Here is a 17,601-nt window from a genome sequence, read left to right on the forward strand (position 1 = left end):
CGAGATTTTTTGCTAAACATAACATTATTTTGAATCATTTTGAATCCATTAACCGACATGTTTTTATAGTAAAAAAGCCAAGCTTTTTATACAGGGGCTAGGAAAATATTCCAGTTTGACACAAGAAACAACGTCTTTTTTCTTATATCGAACTGACATTAAATAAGCTTACTTGGAAAGAAGAGGTCGTTTTTGATGTATTCAAAAGGTATAATAGTGCGATGTTTAATTTTTCGAATCTTTATGGCTTACGACGGGATATCAATATAGACCATGAGATAGCGCGGTTTATTCTGGCTCAAGGCTGGGAGCAGTTATTCGCTGCTACAGAACAGAAAAAGTTTATAATGGGATTTAATTGTATCATCCAGTCTTTATTGCGTCACGAAGGTATACTATGACATTATTTTTTACAGGTGTATTTATCCTATCTTTAATTTTGACCGGCTTTTTGAGGCATTATGCTTTAGCTCGGAATATTATCGATATTCCAAATCATCGCAGCTCACACAGTATACCCACACCGCGTGGTGGCGGTCTCGCTTTCGTGTTTTCTTTTATAGCAGTTATTCCTTTTTTATATTATCAAGGATTTCTTGATGCAAAATTAACCACAGCTTTATTAACTTCAGGACTATTTGTTGCTGTATTAGGTTTTGTGGATGACCGTAAAAATATTTCAGCAAAATGGCGTCTTGCAGGTCATTTTGCTGCCAGTGCCATTGCTCTTTTTTATCTGGGAGGCATGCCTGCCATTTCCATTCTTGGATGGAACTTACCTCAAGGGATTATATTGAATGTCTTTGTGGCTTTTTATTTAGTATGGTTGCTCAATTTATATAATTTTATGGATGGTATTGATGGAATAGCAGGTGTTGAGGCTGTTTCTGTTTGTGTCGGAGGGGCTCTTTTATATTGGCTTGAAGGAGCGGCGAATGACGCCATTTTGCCTTTGGTTTTGGCTTTTGCGGTGGCAGGATTTTTATATTGGAATTTTCCTCCAGCAAGAATCTTCATGGGGGATGCCGGAAGTGGATTTTTGGGATTTTCCATAGGAATCATATCTATTAAGAGCGCAAACATTCAATCTCAATTTTTTTGGAGTTGGTTGATCCTCTTAGGTGTTTTTATTGTTGATGCTACGATGACTTTAGTTCGTCGGGCATTATCTGGAGCCAAAGTATTTGAAGCTCATCGCAGTCATGCTTATCAATACGCTTCAAGATATTTTGGGAAACACTTGCCTGTCACACTTGCCGTTTTAATGATCAATTTTGTTTGGTTATTACCATTGGCTCTTTTAGTGAGTAAGGATTATATTGCTGGCTTTCCAGGAATGTTACTGGCTTACTTACCTTTACTTTTGCTTGCTCTTAAATTTCAAGCCGGTAAACCTGAAGAGAATTTAACGATGGCTGTTGGAAAATAAGCTTTTAAGCATTATGGAAAATTTTGTCATGAAAAGGTAAAGTAACAATGTCTTGGATTAATATTTTTTACAGTTATTATGGGTTTCCTTAATTTTAGGCAAGTCGTTTTTTAGGAAGTACTGAATAGCTTTAAGTTCTGCTGAATCTGCTTAAAGAAGATAAAGTTCATTCTAATGAAATCTAATGTTTGCGTAAAATTTGATCATTTATTCCTTGTTTCTTAATATTCCGTTAATAATTACTGTGTAGAATAACAAGCGAACAGTAAAATTTGTTTAATTTTTGTATTATTTGTAATTATCGCGAGCACCATGGAAGCGTTCTATGGAAAAAAGATAATTACCTGGTTAGGGAGATTTTTAGTCATGTTAATTTTGACTCGACGTATTGGTGAAACACTCATCATCGGTGATGATGTGAATATCACGGTTTTAGGTGTTAAAGGTAATCAGGTTCGTTTAGGAATAAACGCTCCAAAAGACGTATCTGTTCATCGCGAAGAAATATACCTGCGTATTCAGCAGGAAAAAGAAGGTGGTGAATCAAGCGAAAGTAACACTACTGAATAAAACGGTTTTTATCGCAGTCCTTCCCATCCCGGGGGCATTCCCCCGGGACATTCATTTTCTCGTCGCAGGTCTTTCTTCTTATCCTTCGTTAGAAATGACTCTCCACCATTCATTTATTAGCATAAAATTAGGCTACTCGAATCATTTTCTTGTTCATATGGGGCGCTTCGACTCCAGTTATTTTTTTCATCAAATCCCTGCTACTTGATAGCGGGGCCTAACAAAGCTTCGCATAGATCAACTATGTCTTAACCGTTTTTTTAAATTTAATTAATCTATCATCATGCACAAAATAATCCCGAATTAAAATCTCTTATTCTGGCATTTGCAATAACAATGATTTTTCGCATTAAAGCAGTTAAAGCTACCATCTTTTTCTTTCCGGAAGAAATTAACTGATTGTAGAAAGATTTTAAGCTAGAATTTGAATTTCTTGCAGCCATGGCAGCTAAGAATAATATGGGCTTAATTCCACATCTGCCATAACCAATACACCGATAACCGCTAAACTGCCCGCTATCATTTGCCTTTGGTGCAAGGCCAGCAAGCGAAGCAATTTTACGTCGCGTTAAGGAACCTAATTCTGGTAATAAGACAAGAAGCTCATTAGCAATGATATCCCCTATGCCGGGAATAGTTTTTAGAATAGCTTTTTTTTCTCTTAACACAGAGTCAGCCTCTATCAAGGTATTTATTTCATCTGTAATGGTCTTGATTTGATTATTAAGCACCTCGAGCATTGCATTACAGCTCGCTTTGATGATGTCCGCGCGAGGAGCTTTTAATCTATTCTTTTCTGCAACAAGCATTTGTTTTAAATCATTACGACGCTGCACCAACTCAAATAAGGCAAGGGCTTTTGTTGATTGAGGAGTAAATAGTTCTAGTCGTTGTGCTCGCTCATACCCATATAAAGCCAATGAGAGGGCATCCAGTTTATCCGTCTTTGCCTCATTGCCATAAGATTGAATAAATCGTTGATAAACAACTTCTGCTACGCTTAAATCTTGGATGGCAAGACCGACTGATTTAAACACAGTTAAGTCATTTTTGTAATTTTTATCTTTGTTTAATAACCATTGGCCGAGTTCAATGATAGTTTCATTTTTTAATGAATTTTGCTCAACAGCTTCTATTATTTCCCCAGATTCTGATAGAGCAGCTTCCAATTGATCAACAAAAACATTGGAATTACTTAAAATATCCTGACTAATCTCCTGCATGGATTTGGAATGCGATCCTATGGCATTAATATGGGCATGAGGCTGAGCAATATCATTTAAATAAATTAATGGTTTTGTACTGCTTGTTGCTGTACAGATGATATCAGCATCTCTTACGGCCAATGAAATATTTTCATAGACTGCAATGTCATATTGATTCTCTAGTTTTTTAGCGAATTCTTTTGCTTTATTAATATTTCTAGACCATACCGAAACCTGTTTGATGTTGCGAACGGAAGTTACCGCTTCAAGTTGCGTAATAGCCTGTGCTCCTGAACCAATAATGGCCACATGCTTAGCGTTGTCTTGTGCAAAATATTTTGTTGCCAGGCCAGAAACAGCTCCTGTTCTCAAGGCGGTTAAATAGGCAGCATCCATTAATACTTTTGGCTCTCCGGTGCTTGCATCAAGTAACATAATGAAGCCGGTAATTGACGGTATATTTTTGGAAATATTTTTTGGAAAAATAGAAACCACCTTTAAACCTAAGGCCTTATCTTGTTCTAAGTAGGCTGGCATTGTTAGTGTCAGCGCTTCTTCATCACTTATAGAAATGGCTGTTCTCAATGGCAATTTCACTTGTTGCCTGGCCAATTGAATAAAAACCCTCTCATTGCATCGATTGCTTGACTCATAGTGATGCTTTGCTTAACTTCTGCCAAAGATAATAACCGAAGACTCATTTGTTAGCTTCCTTTAGTTTTATAAAAATAACTGATAATGTACGTGAAATCAGGGTAAGAAAATATGTCCTTGTAAATACAGTTGACATGAGCCTGATAATAAAACCCGATCCATATCTACTTCACAAAGCAATTCGCCTTTTCGCTTCAATCCTTGTTTTGCATAAATGTTTTTCTTTTTTAAAAGCTCACACCAATAAGGAGCGATAACACAGTGAGCTGATCCAGTAACAGGGTCTTCCGGAACATCACAGCCAGGGTAAAAACAACGTGAATAAACATCTACATCGCTTCCTGGTGCAGATAAAATTATTCCGCGATGGTTTAATTCACTTATTGCATGCAAATCTGGTTTGGCTTCTTTTACATTTTGTTCATTTTCAAGAATACACAACAAATCAAAAGTGCTCTCAAACACCTCTTTCACCTGAGTATTAAGGGCATTTAATAAGGAAAGGGATGGCGTTATTTTATTATAAGGCAGTGCTGGAAAATCCATTTGTAATAAAGCTGCATTTTTCTTTACTCGCAACTCTCCACTTTTACTTTTGAAAACAATATCATCTTTTTGATAGTCTAAAAATTCAAAAATAACAAATGCGCTTGCCAATGTTGCATGACCACATAATGCAACTTCGGTGTTGGGGGTAAACCAGCGAATCTGGAAATATTCACCTTCATGAACGATAAAAGCAGTTTCAGAAAGATTATTTTCTGCAGCAATAGCTTGCATTTGTTTATCACTTAACCAATATCTCAATGGACAAACTGCAGCTGGATTTCCTCCAAATATTTGGGAGGAGAATGCATCAACTTGATAAATAGGTTGCTTCTTCATCATTTTCTCCTGAATAAGTTGGATCATGCTAACATAGCATGCTAATATATAGCAAGCTATGTTATATTGGAGTCTAGATACCAATGAATACATCCACTCTAATCAAAAAAGCCAATCGTCTCTTGATTAAAAAAGCAAATGCATTATTAAAACCACACGGCATAACTCATGCCTATACTTATTTTCTTATGGAGCTATATCAACAAGATGGATTAACTCAGTCGGAGATGTATAAGCGCATTGGCATTGAACAACCTACCGCTGTAAGAACCTTAGACCGGATGGAACGAGATGGATTGATTATACGCGAACAAAGCCCAAAAGATAGACGCGCTTTGTTCATAAAGCTTACTGATAAAGGCAAGCAGCATAAAGAAACTATTTTAGCTTGTGCCAACGAACTAAATGACTTTGCGTTAAAAGATTTTTCAGACAAAGATCGCAGTTTATTTAATCAGCTAATTAATCGGTTAAACGCTAACTTAAATTGTTGATGGCATATGTATTCTTAGAGGAACGTTTTGAAATTAGGGGTGGCATTTCAATGAAAAAAGTTAACTATAACCTCTTAATGTCCTGATGCCGTTGTGCGGAATCGAACCGCAGACCTATTGATTACGAATTAAAAAATTGTGCATTTTATGGACTTCGACACAGTTTTAATTTCTTTTAAATTTCTTTTATTTACAGATCATTAAGCTTGTATTAAGTTATAAGTTCTTTTAAGATATTTTACCTCATTCTTCGACACATATTCGACACATATTCGACACATGTTCGACACATGTTCGACACATGTTCGACACATGTTCGACACACCGATGGAAATTTTATGCGAATTAAAAAATCTACTGTAGAAAACGTACCACTACCTGAGGCGACCCAAAAAGGAAGAACCGCTCAAAAAAAATACTATGATGATCAGTTAAAAGGGTTTGGATTACGAGTCACATCCGGTGGCACAAAAGCTTTTTTTGTCGAAAAAATAATAAAAGGAAAATTAAGTCGCATCACTTTAGGTCGTTATCCTGAATTAACCGCTGAGATGGCAAGAAAAAAAGCGTTAGAGACACTTGGACAAATCGCATGCGGAATTGATCCACTGGTTGAGAAAAAAACCGCTAAAATGGCAGAAATAACCTTGGATGAGGTATTCAAAGATTATTTTAAGGCACGTAAGTCTTTAAAAGAATCAACGAAAGTCAATTATCAGCAGGTACTCACCAAAGCATTTCCTCATTGGCGTAAAAAGCCTCTTCTAATGATTACCAAAGATCACATTACTCGTCAGTACGAAAAACTTGGGCGTGAGCATGGTGAAGCTTACGCCAATTTAGCCATGCGGGTATTAAGAGCGATTTTTAACTTTGCAGCAGGACAATATGAAGATGCACACGGTCGCTCGCTTATTCCTGAAAATCCAGTACGTCGTTTATCACAAACCCGCTCATGGTATCGCGTTGAACGGCGAAAAAGTTACATTAAGTCGCATGAGTTAGCGAATTGGTATTCGGCTGTAAAAAATCTTGAAAATCACATACTGCGGGATTACCTGCTGTTAATTATATTTACAGGCTTAAGGAGACAGGAAGCTGCCACTTTAAAATAATTTGGGTTTTCAGCCAAAAGCCTGACCTGGCCTTCTTTTTTAAAGAGCCGTTTTACGGTCAGCTCCCCATCAATGGCAGCAATGACGATTTACCGTGTATGGCCTCTATGCTTCGGTCAACCACGAGCATGTCACCGGATTGAATGCCCGCATGGTTCATGAGTCACCAGAGGCTCTCACAAAAAAGGTGGCGGCTGGATGTTTGATTAAATGCTGGTTTAAATCGAGCCTGCATTCAATGTAATCGTCCGCAGGAGAGGGAAAGCCTGCACGAACGGTGCTTGAATAAAGCGGTAACTCCATACCTTGACCCGATGCGAGAAAAGCCTTAACGTCGTCAAGACGGGATACAGGAATACGAAGGGGCTTGGTGGGCTCACCATAGACGTTATTTTGATGTTGGTTCGTTGGTACCTGGAGTATTCTTTGAGCTATCGAGATGTAGAAGAGCTGGCTTTGGAGCGTGGCCTGAACGTTGATCATTCCACGATACATCGCTGGGTTGTTGAATACGTACCTCAATTAGAAAGCTCATTTCGTAAACAATATAAAAAACAGGTTGGCACCTCCTGGCGCATGAATGAGACCTACATTAAAGTCAAAGGCGTTTGGATGTATTTATATCGTGCAGTGGATAAAGAAGGCAACACGGTTGACTTTATGTTTTCAGAAAAGCGCAATGAGCGTGCAGCCCGTACTTTTTTCATCAAAGCTATGGGCTCAAACGGCATCCCGCAAAAAGTGACTATGGATAAGAGCGGGGCAAATAAAGCGGCTCTAAACACGGTCAACATGCAGCTTGCGCTGCTCTTTATCCTGGGTGGCATACCATCGATTTATCAAAAAAATCACTCAACCCATGAAGGGGTTCAAAGCATTTCACGCCGCCGAAGCTACCCTTACTGGAATTGAACTCCGCCACATGCTGCGTAAAGGGCAACATAAACAGTCAGCGAACCAAACGATTTTTGAACAGTTCTATAGCCTCGCAGCATAGGTGTGTCTAAAATACATCCGTCTTACACTTTTAATTATTTTTGCGACATATCCCCTGCAACATCCATTTCTCATTTTGAAAACGTTGAAGGCTCAAGAAAGCCGTCATTTAAAAATTTAAGGCAATTGGCAGAAGCCTTAGATGTTACTACAGATTATCTTTTAGGCAGGACCGACAACCCAAGCGGCAATATAAATGAAGCAGATGAACTGTATCGGGATGTTAAAAAGCTAAACGAAGAAGATAAACAATTAGCACAGGATATGATTAAAAAAATGCTGGAAAGACATCACGGAAAAAATTAATAAATGAAGGATTTCAAATTAACCCAAGCCATATCAACTGCCGAGAAAATTGTTCAAGATGAAAATCTTGTATTACCAGTTGATGTATTTTCTATTGCTGAGCAAGAAAACATACATATAGAACCAAAGCCTGATAGTGTTGCAGGAGTATCAGGCATGCTTCTCCGTTATCGTGAACAATTCACAATCATTTACGCTACTCATATCAAAAATGAAGGCTTCCAAAGATTTTCAATCGCTCATGAACTTAGTCATTATTTTTTGCCATCTCATCCGGAAAACATATTCAGGGACGGGAAAAATATTCATGAATCCCATGCAGGTTTTACTTCTTCAAACCAGATCGAAAAAGAAACCGATCACTTTGCAGCTGGCCTGCTCATGCCAAAAAAATTAATTATTAAAGAAGCGGGGAAATGTAAAGATGGTTTATCATCTATTGAACACTTATCAAAAATATGTAAGACCTCTTTAACATCTTCTGCAATTCGATATACAGAAATAACAGATGCAGCTGTAGCTGTTATTGTCAGTTCAGATAATGTCGTAGAATATTGTTTTTGCTCTTCTGCCATCAATTTAAAGGCTTTCAGAACTTAAAACGCAATTCCCTTATACCAAAATGTTCATTGACGTATATGATTAACAAGGGTAAAACGAGACAAACTCAAAGTTCAGCTGATTTAATACATTGGTTTCATATAGATAATGAAATAGAGGCATTAGAAGAAGTAATCGTCCTAGGTAATAATGGCAGGACATTAACCATATTGACAACCACCGATTACGAAGAAGGTTCCGAAGATGAGTGGGCACCACCTGCCTTTTAGTTCTAACGACCTCATTGGCATTTTTGCATTGACTGGCAATCCTACCACTAAAAAAACGTCCGTTTTTCTGGTGGCTGGGAGAATGTCATAATAAACTAAAATCACCACACAAAAACCCATTAAGAAAAACAAAGCAAAGTGATGGGGTTTTTCTATGGTTTTTTTATGAGAAGTGATGCTAGTAGCATATTAAATTATTATTTATGACTTTCCATATAACTAAGAGCGGCGTCAGCAAGAAAAGAAGACCGGTTTTTTATCGAGTGACTTTTGGCGTAGAGATCAATAAGATTTAACACTCGCTCCGGTATAGTAATATTTATACGTTTTGCTTTACCTGAGATCTGACTTAAATCTATATCTACAAATGCCCATACGCCCTCTTTAAATTCTTCATCATGAACCCAAAGGTCCATTGATGATCCTACTGGAATTGTCTCATTATCCAATAGTAATCCCTCAAGATGACATTCAATAGCCTCTACCATATTATTCAGCGCTTCATCATAAGTACTTCCTGCTGAATAACAGCCAGGGATATCTGGAGCCATAACACCAAAATCGCTGTTTTCGTCTTTATGTATAACAACTGGATATCTCATTTTATATCCTCCTTACTAATACCAGCCTGCTTAAAAATGCTGGCAACTGTTTTAACAGGCAAATCTTTTTTAGGATGAGGTACTGTTACCCTTCCTTTTTTTACTGGGTGTTTGAACTGACAATGGCTGCCTTTTTGATGGCATTTAACCCAGCCGTCACGCTCAATTATTTTTATTATGTCTGCGCTTTTCATATCTTATAGTATACACATAATACACACAAAATCAAGTAGGGTCAGATTAAAACCACCTGAAAACGTGCATTTTTCAGGTGGTTGGTGAAAATTTCATTCGCAAATAATGTGGGCCTGGAGGCAGTTAATTTGGGCCAGGATTTTTCTGGAAGCAATTAAAGTGAGCCAAAACGCAATTCCATTCGCATTTAATCTGGGCCAGTTTTATGCGCTGTTTGCAGTCCAAGGGGGTTTTGATTGCGGGTCATTACAGCTACGTAAAAAATTTAGAAAACGAAATCAAAAACAATAACCCAGAAGCTTCTGAATATCTCCATGATATAAGCCAATCCATAGCGGAACGGTCTTTCATGAACACCTCATTTTCACCCGAAAAACGAGGGGTTAACGTCCGCCTTGAATACGCTGAAAGCCTGCTGGCAGACAAGATCAAGGTGTTGGATGAAATCAGAAAAGCCTCCAAAAGAGGAGCTGATTTGAGGCAGGATTATGACGTTATGGTTGATGAGTGGTTTAAATCGCATCGTGAAAGATTGCGTGATTATTATCAAGCTTGGCTTCACTCTCATGCCAGAGTTGCTTCCAGCTTTATTGTTGGCCCTGCAAACTTTCCGGTGGAAAGAAATCAAAAACTTTCAAGTTATGCTGATGCCAAGCTTTCGGCTATTGATGAGTTTAGAAAAAAATCAATTAAAAACATATTAAAATTTAGGCTCATTATGGATTCCGGGTCTTGCAAATTGCACTGATTTAATTGAGAATTCGTCCTTGCCTTAGATTGATAGATAAGCAGTTTGATATGGAAGTTAACATTCAAAATTTGATTGACGATGCTCGTTGTTATGAAGCTGTTCGTGATTTAAGATGGCCGGAGAAGACATCCTGTCCTCATTGTGTATCTGAAGATGTGATTAGACGTGGCAAAGATGATACAGAGCAATATAAACAACGTTACGAATGTAAGGACTGTTGTAAGCGCTTTGATGATTTAACGAACACAGTATTCTCTGGGCACCACCGTCCATTGAAAACCTGGGTCTTGTTTTTATACTTTTTGGGGTTGAATTTATCAACAGAGCAAATTGCAAAAGAACTGTGTTTAAATAAGGATGATGCGCATTGATTCTTATTCTCGCCTGAACAGTATAAATCACGTCTCCTATTTTCGACAGAACCTCACTTACGCCAAGCCCTATGTTTTGTGAGCCACAAATCAATGACAAATTTAAAGATAACCACCAAATCGTAAAATAAGAGACAATATCGTATAGGAGATACAAGCAAGCTTTTAAAAAACATCTTAATTCGCTCACCTTTTGTACTAATCGCTACAAATAGGCTGGAAATCAAAGATTCAAAAATAAACGTTAATAAAAGCACTTCCCACCAACCAAAAATAATAAACAACAAAAAAATAGTGGGAAATAACAATTTTTCAATTGTGTTGGTAAAAACAAACCAACCAATAGGGCGACCAAATCTTTTAGTAACATCAACGCCAAAACTTTGCCGATACTGTTCTTTAATTTTCCTTCTATCTTTCATTTCCCTTTCATTTTTTGCATTGCGAACTTTATATATCCATTTGTTGATGGCTTTAAAGGGGGTTGCCACCAAATAATTAAAATAATAAACACTTTGCAGGAAAGCTGAGGACCATAAAAAAACCTGAAAGGGTAACTTTTGAATAGGGGGTTCTAATGTACAGGCAATAACATCAGGTAATTGTATGTTTCGATAGCCTTCATTAGTGAAGGCAAAGCCAATGTATATATCTTCTGAAGTTGTTAAATCACTACCTAAAGCTTCCCTGGCATTCAGGAAAATATCCTTTATGTATTTTCTTCTATATGCCACTGCACAGCCTACAGGATTAATAATTGTGCCGAAAAAAATCATTTCGCCCCGATATACAAAATGTTGTAAAAACTTGTATAACACGTCACGATAAAGATTGGTAATAAACCGCGAAAAACGCTGTAGGTTGCCATGTTTATTATAATAACCAGCTTCAGGATGAAGTTTAAAGTGTTCTCTTAAAGCAGTCCCTACCTGTTCATCAGCAAGTAATTTACTACGATCTCTTTCCTTTAACGGATAAATAACTCCGCACGCAGAAGCAATACCAACTCCTTTATAAAGCTCCTCTACCAACCTTTCAAGATAATTCTCAGAAGCCAAAATGGTGTCACTGTCCAAAACGAACTCTACATCTGCATCGCTTTCATAAGCTCCTTTTTCAATACTCGGGGTTTTTCCAATGCTTTTTTCTCTTCGTATAATACTAATATTTGCTATATTTAATCTTTTACAAATGTCTTCAGCAAACAGTTTCGTATGATCAGAACTGCCGTCATCAATCACAAAGATATGGCGAGGTTTCAAAGTTTGACGAACCAGTGATGCTAGACATAAGTCGATTTCCGCTTCAGCATTGTAAGCCGGGATAATGACATCTACCACCGCTTTACGCCAATCTTCCGCGGGAGTCGGGACTGTTTTATCTCGTCCGTAAACCCAACCCACAAGACTGGTAATTATTGTAGGACCAATTATGAAATAAGATAAAGCAGCCATTACAAGCTCCAATAGACTAGTTGTTGCTTAAACTTTTCTTTATCATTAACAAATAAATTAGGTATGTCCATTATTAATCCTGGCTGTTTAAGTTTGGTAGCAAATTGCTTAAGTCCCTGCTTTCGGTAAAAATCATGCTGCACAATGATAATGGCAACTGAGAGATCCCGCATTTCTTCATATTCTTTAAGGTCCAACTGATATTTTTCTTTTACAACTTTTTTATTGGCCAAGGGATCGTGGACAGTATAATCATAGTCATATTCTTTTAGCTCTTTAATGAGTTTAAAAGCAAGACTATTGCGAATGTCCGGAATATTTTCTTTGTAGGTTACTCCAAATAATCCGATTTTTATTTTGTTGAAGTAAATGTTCTTTTTGATAAGGGCTCTATTCATTTCACGGATGATAAACTGAGTCAGTCCATCATTAATCTGCCGAGCTGTCAAGATCATTTTAGGCTCCATGCCATGCCTTTTGGCTTTAAACGCCAAATACTGCGGATCAATTGCAATACAGTGCCCACCCACAAAACCCGGCTTAAAAGGAATGAAACTCCATTTTGTCTTTGAGCCTTCAATGACTTCATGAGTATCCAGATCGAGCGCGTGCATGATTTGTGAAAATTCATTCATAAATGCAATATTGATGTCTCTTTGTGTATTTTCCAATATCTTTATTGCTTCTGCTGTTTTTATATTTGAAGTGGGATAGACCATGTCACAGATCAATTGATAAGCGTTTTGAATTTTTCTCAAGGTAGACTTGTTTTGGGCAGAAATTACTTTAGGTATATTCTTCAAATGGTGTTCCTTATCTCCGGGGCTTATTCTTTCCGGTGAATAACCAACGTTAAAATCCTGGCCGCAGCGCAAATGACTTACTTGCTCCAAAACAGGAATACAAACTTCTTCTGTTGTACCAGGATAGACGGTGGATTCAAATACAATGATATCTCCTTTTTTGAGAACACTTGCTATGTCTCTTGTAGCACTAATCAAAAGTTCCAAATTTGGCAGTTCATAAAAATAAGCCGGGGTGGAAACAGCTACAATATAGAAGTTGGCGCCGCTTATTGATTTGACATCATTAGTTAACTTAAGTTTGCTATCCTTCAGCCTTTCAGGTGAAACAATACAATTTCTATCATGATTTCGCTGCAGCTCCTCAATTCTGCTTTGCGAAATATCATAGCCATAGGTTTCCTTCTTCTTTGCCATGGCTACAGCCAGTTCCAGCCCGACATATCCTAAGCCTACGACTGCAAAAATTGTCATCACATTTATCTAATAGTTTTCCTATTAACTATAATAGATCATTTTCACTGTTCAACCAAAATTGCCTGCAACTTGACAGCAAACTTGCCTATTTACATAGACATCACCAGCAAGGACGTTCAGTGGAGTTCCTGACTATTTGTCAAATTCAACCAATGTTTTAATCGTCTCCTCTAAGGAGAATTTATGTTTAAAATCAATATAATGAAAAAGTTTTTTTAAATTAGGACTTCTTCTTTGAATGTCAATATAGTTTTTTCCATAGGCTTTAAGATAGGAAATATGCTGGATGTCTACCTTCGAATTGACGATATTTTTTACTGTCTCAGCCAGACCGTTTATACTTATCTCTCTATTGTTACCCACATTAATAATCTCACCAAAAGTATTTTTGTTACTCATTAGTAAATCCAGCATCACTACTGTGTCACGAACATCACAAAATGAGCGTGTTTGGTCTCCTGAACCAAACACACTAATAGGCTGGCCTGACTTGGCCTGGCTTACAAAATTAGGAACCACCATCCCATAACGACCGGTTTGTCTTGGGCCAATGGTATTAAATAAACGCGCCACCAGTACAGGAATATGAAATTTTTGATAATAAGCAAGCCCCTGTGCTTCATTTGCTAACTTGCTGATTGAGTAATTCCAACGATTTTTAGCGGATGTTTCAATAATAATGTTATCTTCTTCAGCAAAAGGCAATTTTTCTTTAGGGCCATAAACCTCTGCGCTTGAAGCCAGTAAAACTTGAGCTTTCCAATTAGTTTTGCTAACGGCCTTTAATAAATTTTCGCAGCCCGCAATGTTTACAGACAAAACTCTTTCTGGCTCTTGAATAACTTTATAAACTCCAACTACAGCGGCCATGTGGTAAATACGATCAGCCCAAGAAGCAAACGTTTCAATATCTGTCCAGGTAAGGATATCGTCCTTAATAAAATGAAAATTGGAATGATGCAGAAATTCTTTAATATTATCTTCCGTTCCCGAACTTAAATCATCTACACCACATACCATGTCTCCTTTGTTTAAGTGATATTCAACAAGATTGGAACCTATAAATCCAGCAGCACCGGTTATCAGTATTCTCATAGAGGTTGATATCCTTATATTTTTAAGTGTTAACTGTAGTTTAACTGGAATCTATAATTATTTGATCCGATTTCAGATTATAAGTGCTGTCCTGGAACTAAAAACGCCTAGTGAGAATTAACCCTGTAGACCAAGCATCATATTTACCGTCGGGGTTTTTTCTAAGCGTATATCCTCCTTTAAATCGAAGCTGCCAGTCAGTGTATATCCCCCAAAAGGCTTGAAACCCTAAATCCTCTCCATAGTAATAGCGTGGAAAAGTTTCATCTTTCTGGATGCCAAATCCGCCCCATATGCTATAGCCGACATTTTCTGATTGGATATAATAAGCCTCAATAGTTCCTTGATAACCCTTGAAATCCAGCGGATCGTAATAACCATTTCCCAATCTCTTTTTGTATTGCCAAATATCCGCATTAAGTCCAACAGTAACCTTCCAATGCTCAGAGCCATACGCCCTGGCTTTAGGCCAAATATTATAATGCCAGTAACTATTGGTATCGCTGAGGTCTGAGTGAGAAACCAGAATATTTAAATATTTTTGAAGAAATGGTTGCCATTCAAGATTGATACCATTACGAGTTTCCATAATTTGCAGTGAAATGGATCGGGGAGATTGAGGCACAAGGTAAGGCCTATACAAATTATGTAAACTTGTAAAAATAAGTTTAACAGCTTCCCCTACATTAGGATTTAAGCTGATTTCATAAATTCCGTGGCTATTTTCGTTATGAATTTTCAAGCCGCCAACCAAAGCTGATAAATTAAACAGAGATTGGGCTTGAATAGAAAGCCCAATCATAGCGCTTTCATCAAAAATCGAGTTTTTGCCGTTATAAGTTTCCAAACCGCTATCAATCGTGGCGACGGCTCGCTCATAAAGTCCGCGAAATAACAAACTCGCAGTCGGAGTCAGAAAATATTGAGCCGTCAAGGGTATACTTAAAATTCTGGTCGTATCCGATGCGGAAATGTATTCACCACCCAGATTCACATTCGTCCTTAAAGGCGTCAGAATCATATTGTTCAGACTTCTTGCTTGCCTTTCATCAGGATATAGCTCGTTAATCCTTTGTAAGTATTTAAGGGCATTATTGATTTGAAACCCTTTAACCAGAGCTGTAACCTGAGTTGTGAGCAAATAAAAATCGTTTGGATTTTTTTTCAATAAACGCTGATTAATGGCGAGAGCCGATTTATAGCGATCAGCTAATGTCAGGAATCGAGCTTCTTTGGTCAAATACTCAGTGGTAATTCCTTTTAAGCTTCTATATTGAGCAAGAGCCGCACAGGCAGATATATAGTTTTCTGTCCATGACAAAACTTCAGCGTAATGAATCCAGCCTTCAGCAACCTTCGGATACAGCTTGAGAAGTTTTTTATAGGCGCGGATGCTGTCGTCCGTCCTACCTTGCCATCTTAAAGCATGTGCCAGATTTAGGAGGGCTTCTTGATCCTGTGGTTTGAGCAGCAGGATCCGTACATAACTCTCTTCCATCTGACCACTGTCTCCAGCCCAGGCTGCCAGTGTTCCTTTGGCTCTTAAGTAATCGATATTTGCCGGTTCCAAAGCTAAAGCCCGATTTATGGCATCAAGCGCTAATTGTGGCCTATTATCTGTAGCATAAATTTCAGAAAGTGTTTTGAACAAACCAGCATCTTTGGGCTTGAGTTTAATAGCCCGTTTAACAGATTCAGATGCCTGTATGTATTGACCTAGGCTTGCGAGATTATTAGCCTCAGCTAATAATTGATCTACAGGATCCATCTCTCTGGGGGGTTGATCTGTTGTCGCCACTCCATACTCTAACCATTTAAGTCCTGCGATAGCCTCTTTATGCTTAGGAGACAGGCTTAAAATTTTTTTGTAGGTTGTTCTGGCTAATTTACGATCATTCAACCAATTCGCGTATTTAGCTTTTGCCTCCAGGTAACTAATGTGATCAGGAGCAATTTCAATGGCTTTACTAATCGCTTTCAAGGCATTTTGAGGATCCTGTGAGGCTGCATAAGTCTGAGACAGCTCTTGGTATAGCTCTGCTCTATTGGGTTTTAAAATAATAGCTTGTTCATACGCCTTAATAGCTTCCAAGTATTGATGATCTTGATTGTATAAACTTGCAATTTCTCTCAGTAGAGTAACTTTTTTATCATTATCTTGACTTAACGCCAGGATTTTTTGCTTGGTTTCAATAGCTAATTGACTATCTTTCAACCACATCGCAAGTGTCGCCTTAGCCTCAAGGTAATTCACATTGTCAGAATCCAATTTGATGGCTCGATCAATAGTTTGTATCGCCTTCTGAGGATTTCCTGAAGCGACATAGGTTTGAGATAGGCTGTGATAGAGTGTGGCTTCATTTGGGTAGATCTGTATGGCTTGATCGTAAGTTTTTATAGCTTCGTTATAGTCCCGAGCCTGATTCTGCAGGTTTGCTATCTGTTTTAAAATCGCCAATCGGTCAGTAATTATTACTTTATCATCAATAACAGACAGATCCAGTATTTTTTGATAAGTTTCTACCGCAATTTGATTTTCTTGTAAAAGGCTTGCTAATCTTGCCTTTATGCGCAGGAGTTCAATGTTGTCCTCGTCTAACTCCAAAGCCTTATTCGTGGCATCCAAAGCCTTATGGAGTTCTTTTTGATTAGCATAAGATCTGGATAACTCCAAGTATAATTTTGGATCATCAGGACTTAAAAAAATTGCCTGACTATAAGTTTTTATGGCTTCCTGATGATTTTCCAACTGAGCTTGCAAACGACCAATCTCTACCAAGATATCTACGGTATTAACACTGACTTGCCCTGCTTTGCCAAGCGCCAAAATTTTTTGATAGCTTTCTAATGCTATGGCTGGTTTTTTATTCCAGTTTGCAAGTTTTGCCCTCGCTAACAAATACTCTGCATTATCAGGACTCAACCTTACTGCCTCATTCACTGCTGCGAGAGCTTGCGCAGGTTGATTTATTTCCGCATAGATTTCTGAGAGGGCTTTATGCAATGCTGGATTATCTGGCTGAATTCTTATTGCATGCTTATATGCATTAATGGCAAGAATATAATTTTTAACATGATGCTTAATTTGTGCAACTCTCAGCCATAGTTCAAGATTATCCGGTTGCTTTAACAGCAAACCAGTGTAAATCGAAATCGCTTTTTCCCATTCGCCTTTCATTTCAGCTTGCAACCCTTCCCTAGGTATTGATGACTGAGCTTCAGTGTTATAGGTGGCAGCCAGGCAATCCTTAGCTAAAGCAAGGGATAAAGCTGCGCCGAGTAAAGTCCGCAATCTCATATAGATTATTCCTTTAATAAGTCATTTACTCAGGGATGTGGGTTAGTCAGTCAAGAAAACAGCTGACTGTT

Annotated in this window: 16 protein-coding genes and 3 pseudogenes; 10 read left to right on the forward strand and 9 right to left on the reverse strand. The window is 37.9% G+C overall.

Features of this window, described 5'->3' with window-relative positions; all coding sequences use genetic code 11:
• Positions 1-221: 221 nt before the first annotated feature.
• From E4T55_RS13065 to csrA, 3 genes are all read left to right on the forward strand, one after another.
• Positions 222-401 (forward strand): hypothetical protein, encoded by a 180-nt coding sequence (locus E4T55_RS13065; RefSeq protein WP_058500544.1) that lies wholly within the window; start codon positions 222-224, stop codon positions 399-401.
• A complete protein-coding gene (locus E4T55_RS13070; RefSeq protein ID WP_058500543.1) occupies positions 398-1,429 on the forward strand; it encodes an MraY family glycosyltransferase in 1,032 nt (343 codons plus the stop codon). The genes E4T55_RS13065 and E4T55_RS13070 overlap by 4 nt, the downstream gene beginning before the upstream one ends.
• A gap of 366 nt (positions 1,430-1,795) precedes the next feature.
• Positions 1,796-1,999, forward strand: a complete 204-nt coding sequence (gene csrA / locus E4T55_RS13075) for a carbon storage regulator CsrA (RefSeq protein WP_058500542.1) — start codon at positions 1,796-1,798, stop codon at positions 1,997-1,999.
• A gap of 281 nt (positions 2,000-2,280) precedes the next feature.
• Here csrA and E4T55_RS13080 read toward each other — a convergent pair whose 3' ends face one another.
• A complete protein-coding gene (locus tag E4T55_RS13080; RefSeq protein ID WP_245183893.1) occupies positions 2,281-3,801 on the reverse strand; it encodes a transposase in 1,521 nt (506 codons plus the stop codon).
• Positions 3,802-3,954: 153 nt separating this feature from the next.
• The gene (locus E4T55_RS13085) at positions 3,955-4,743 is read right to left on the reverse strand and encodes a PhzF family phenazine biosynthesis protein (RefSeq protein WP_058500972.1); all 789 of its coding nucleotides are present in this window, start codon (positions 4,741-4,743) and stop codon (positions 3,955-3,957) included.
• A gap of 83 nt (positions 4,744-4,826) precedes the next feature.
• On the opposite strand from E4T55_RS13085, the gene E4T55_RS13090 reads away from it, so the two are divergent.
• On the forward strand, positions 4,827-5,237 hold the full coding sequence (locus E4T55_RS13090; protein WP_058500971.1) for a MarR family winged helix-turn-helix transcriptional regulator: 411 nt from the start codon (positions 4,827-4,829) through the stop codon (positions 5,235-5,237).
• A 338-nt stretch (positions 5,238-5,575) separates the two neighbouring features.
• A pseudogene (locus E4T55_RS13095) lies at positions 5,576-6,349 on the forward strand (tyrosine-type recombinase/integrase); the annotation flags it as partial.
• Here E4T55_RS13095 and E4T55_RS15495 read toward each other — a convergent pair.
• Positions 6,292-6,775, reverse strand: a pseudogene (locus E4T55_RS15495) (LexA family protein). The pseudogenes E4T55_RS13095 and E4T55_RS15495 sit on opposite strands and share 58 nt — an antisense overlap.
• On the opposite strand from E4T55_RS15495, the pseudogene E4T55_RS13105 reads away from it, so the two are divergent.
• The 3 genes and pseudogenes from E4T55_RS13105 (at position 6,749) to E4T55_RS13115 (ending at position 8,254) form a co-directional block, all read left to right on the forward strand.
• Positions 6,749-7,349: pseudogene (locus E4T55_RS13105) on the forward strand (IS6 family transposase). The pseudogenes E4T55_RS15495 and E4T55_RS13105 overlap by 27 nt on opposite strands.
• Before the next feature lie 2 nt (positions 7,350-7,351).
• Entirely contained in the window at positions 7,352-7,654 is a 303-nt protein-coding gene (locus E4T55_RS15345; RefSeq protein ID WP_058500967.1) for a helix-turn-helix domain-containing protein, read from the forward strand.
• Between the two features lie 3 nt (positions 7,655-7,657).
• Positions 7,658-8,254, forward strand: a complete 597-nt coding sequence (locus E4T55_RS13115; protein WP_058500966.1) for an ImmA/IrrE family metallo-endopeptidase — start codon at positions 7,658-7,660, stop codon at positions 8,252-8,254.
• A gap of 427 nt (positions 8,255-8,681) precedes the next feature.
• Here the strand turns inward: E4T55_RS13115 and E4T55_RS13120 are convergent, their stop codons facing one another.
• The gene (locus tag E4T55_RS13120) at positions 8,682-9,086 is read right to left on the reverse strand and encodes a type II toxin-antitoxin system HicB family antitoxin (protein WP_058500964.1); all 405 of its coding nucleotides are present in this window, start codon (positions 9,084-9,086) and stop codon (positions 8,682-8,684) included.
• Complete coding sequence (locus E4T55_RS13125) at positions 9,083-9,280, reverse strand: type II toxin-antitoxin system HicA family toxin (RefSeq protein WP_058500963.1); 198 nt, start codon at positions 9,278-9,280, stop codon at positions 9,083-9,085. Before E4T55_RS13125 ends, E4T55_RS13120 begins: the two co-directional genes overlap by 4 nt.
• A 350-nt stretch (positions 9,281-9,630) precedes the next feature.
• Here E4T55_RS13125 and E4T55_RS13130 point away from each other — a divergent pair, with 350 nt between their 5' ends.
• Together E4T55_RS13130 and E4T55_RS13135 are read left to right on the forward strand one after the other, a co-directional pair.
• Positions 9,631-10,029, forward strand: a complete 399-nt coding sequence (locus tag E4T55_RS13130; protein ID WP_131780761.1) for a hypothetical protein — start codon at positions 9,631-9,633, stop codon at positions 10,027-10,029.
• 50 nt (positions 10,030-10,079) lie between these two features.
• The gene (locus tag E4T55_RS13135; RefSeq protein WP_058500961.1) at positions 10,080-10,403 is read left to right on the forward strand and encodes a transposase; all 324 of its coding nucleotides are present in this window, start codon (positions 10,080-10,082) and stop codon (positions 10,401-10,403) included.
• A gap of 53 nt (positions 10,404-10,456) precedes the next feature.
• Here the strand turns inward: E4T55_RS13135 and E4T55_RS13140 are convergent, their stop codons facing one another.
• From E4T55_RS13140 to E4T55_RS13155, 4 genes are all read right to left on the reverse strand, one after another.
• Positions 10,457-11,857, reverse strand: coding sequence for a glycosyltransferase (locus E4T55_RS13140; RefSeq protein ID WP_058500960.1), 1,401 nt, complete (start codon positions 11,855-11,857; stop codon positions 10,457-10,459).
• The gene (locus E4T55_RS13145) at positions 11,857-13,134 is read right to left on the reverse strand and encodes a nucleotide sugar dehydrogenase (RefSeq protein WP_058500959.1); all 1,278 of its coding nucleotides are present in this window, start codon (positions 13,132-13,134) and stop codon (positions 11,857-11,859) included. The genes E4T55_RS13140 and E4T55_RS13145 overlap by 1 nt, the downstream gene beginning before the upstream one ends.
• Positions 13,135-13,269: 135 nt before the next feature.
• Positions 13,270-14,232, reverse strand: a complete 963-nt coding sequence (locus E4T55_RS13150) for a GDP-mannose 4,6-dehydratase (RefSeq protein WP_058500958.1) — start codon at positions 14,230-14,232, stop codon at positions 13,270-13,272.
• Between the two features lie 97 nt (positions 14,233-14,329).
• Positions 14,330-17,530 (reverse strand): tetratricopeptide repeat protein, encoded by a 3,201-nt coding sequence (locus tag E4T55_RS13155; protein ID WP_082636473.1) that lies wholly within the window; start codon positions 17,528-17,530, stop codon positions 14,330-14,332.
• Positions 17,531-17,601: the final 71 nt, after the last annotated feature.

The organism is Legionella israelensis (assembly GCF_004571175.1).
Classification (GTDB): domain Bacteria; phylum Pseudomonadota; class Gammaproteobacteria; order Legionellales; family Legionellaceae; genus Legionella_D; species Legionella_D israelensis.

Excerpts from the sequence above, each read along its gene's own strand:
- E4T55_RS13065 (WP_058500544.1), top strand. The coding sequence starts at position 222 with ATGTTTAATTTTTCGAATCTTTATGGCTTACGACGGGATATCAATATA.
- E4T55_RS13070 (WP_058500543.1), top strand. The coding sequence starts at position 398 with ATGACATTATTTTTTACAGGTGTATTTATCCTATCTTTAATTTTGACC.
- csrA (WP_058500542.1), top strand. The coding sequence starts at position 1,796 with ATGTTAATTTTGACTCGACGTATTGGTGAAACACTCATCATCGGTGAT.
- E4T55_RS13085 (WP_058500972.1), bottom strand. The coding sequence starts at position 4,743 with ATGAAGAAGCAACCTATTTATCAAGTTGATGCATTCTCCTCCCAAATA.
- E4T55_RS13090 (WP_058500971.1), top strand. The coding sequence starts at position 4,827 with ATGAATACATCCACTCTAATCAAAAAAGCCAATCGTCTCTTGATTAAA.
- E4T55_RS13115 (WP_058500966.1), top strand. The coding sequence starts at position 7,658 with ATGAAGGATTTCAAATTAACCCAAGCCATATCAACTGCCGAGAAAATT.
- E4T55_RS13120 (WP_058500964.1), bottom strand. The coding sequence starts at position 9,086 with ATGAGATATCCAGTTGTTATACATAAAGACGAAAACAGCGATTTTGGT.
- E4T55_RS13125 (WP_058500963.1), bottom strand. The coding sequence starts at position 9,280 with ATGAAAAGCGCAGACATAATAAAAATAATTGAGCGTGACGGCTGGGTT.
- E4T55_RS13130 (WP_131780761.1), top strand. The coding sequence starts at position 9,631 with ATGAACACCTCATTTTCACCCGAAAAACGAGGGGTTAACGTCCGCCTT.
- E4T55_RS13135 (WP_058500961.1), top strand. The coding sequence starts at position 10,080 with ATGGAAGTTAACATTCAAAATTTGATTGACGATGCTCGTTGTTATGAA.
- E4T55_RS13140 (WP_058500960.1), bottom strand. The coding sequence starts at position 11,857 with ATGGCTGCTTTATCTTATTTCATAATTGGTCCTACAATAATTACCAGT.
- E4T55_RS13145 (WP_058500959.1), bottom strand. The coding sequence starts at position 13,134 with ATGACAATTTTTGCAGTCGTAGGCTTAGGATATGTCGGGCTGGAACTG.
- E4T55_RS13150 (WP_058500958.1), bottom strand. The coding sequence starts at position 14,232 with ATGAGAATACTGATAACCGGTGCTGCTGGATTTATAGGTTCCAATCTT.
- E4T55_RS13155 (WP_082636473.1), bottom strand. The coding sequence starts at position 17,530 with ATGAGATTGCGGACTTTACTCGGCGCAGCTTTATCCCTTGCTTTAGCT.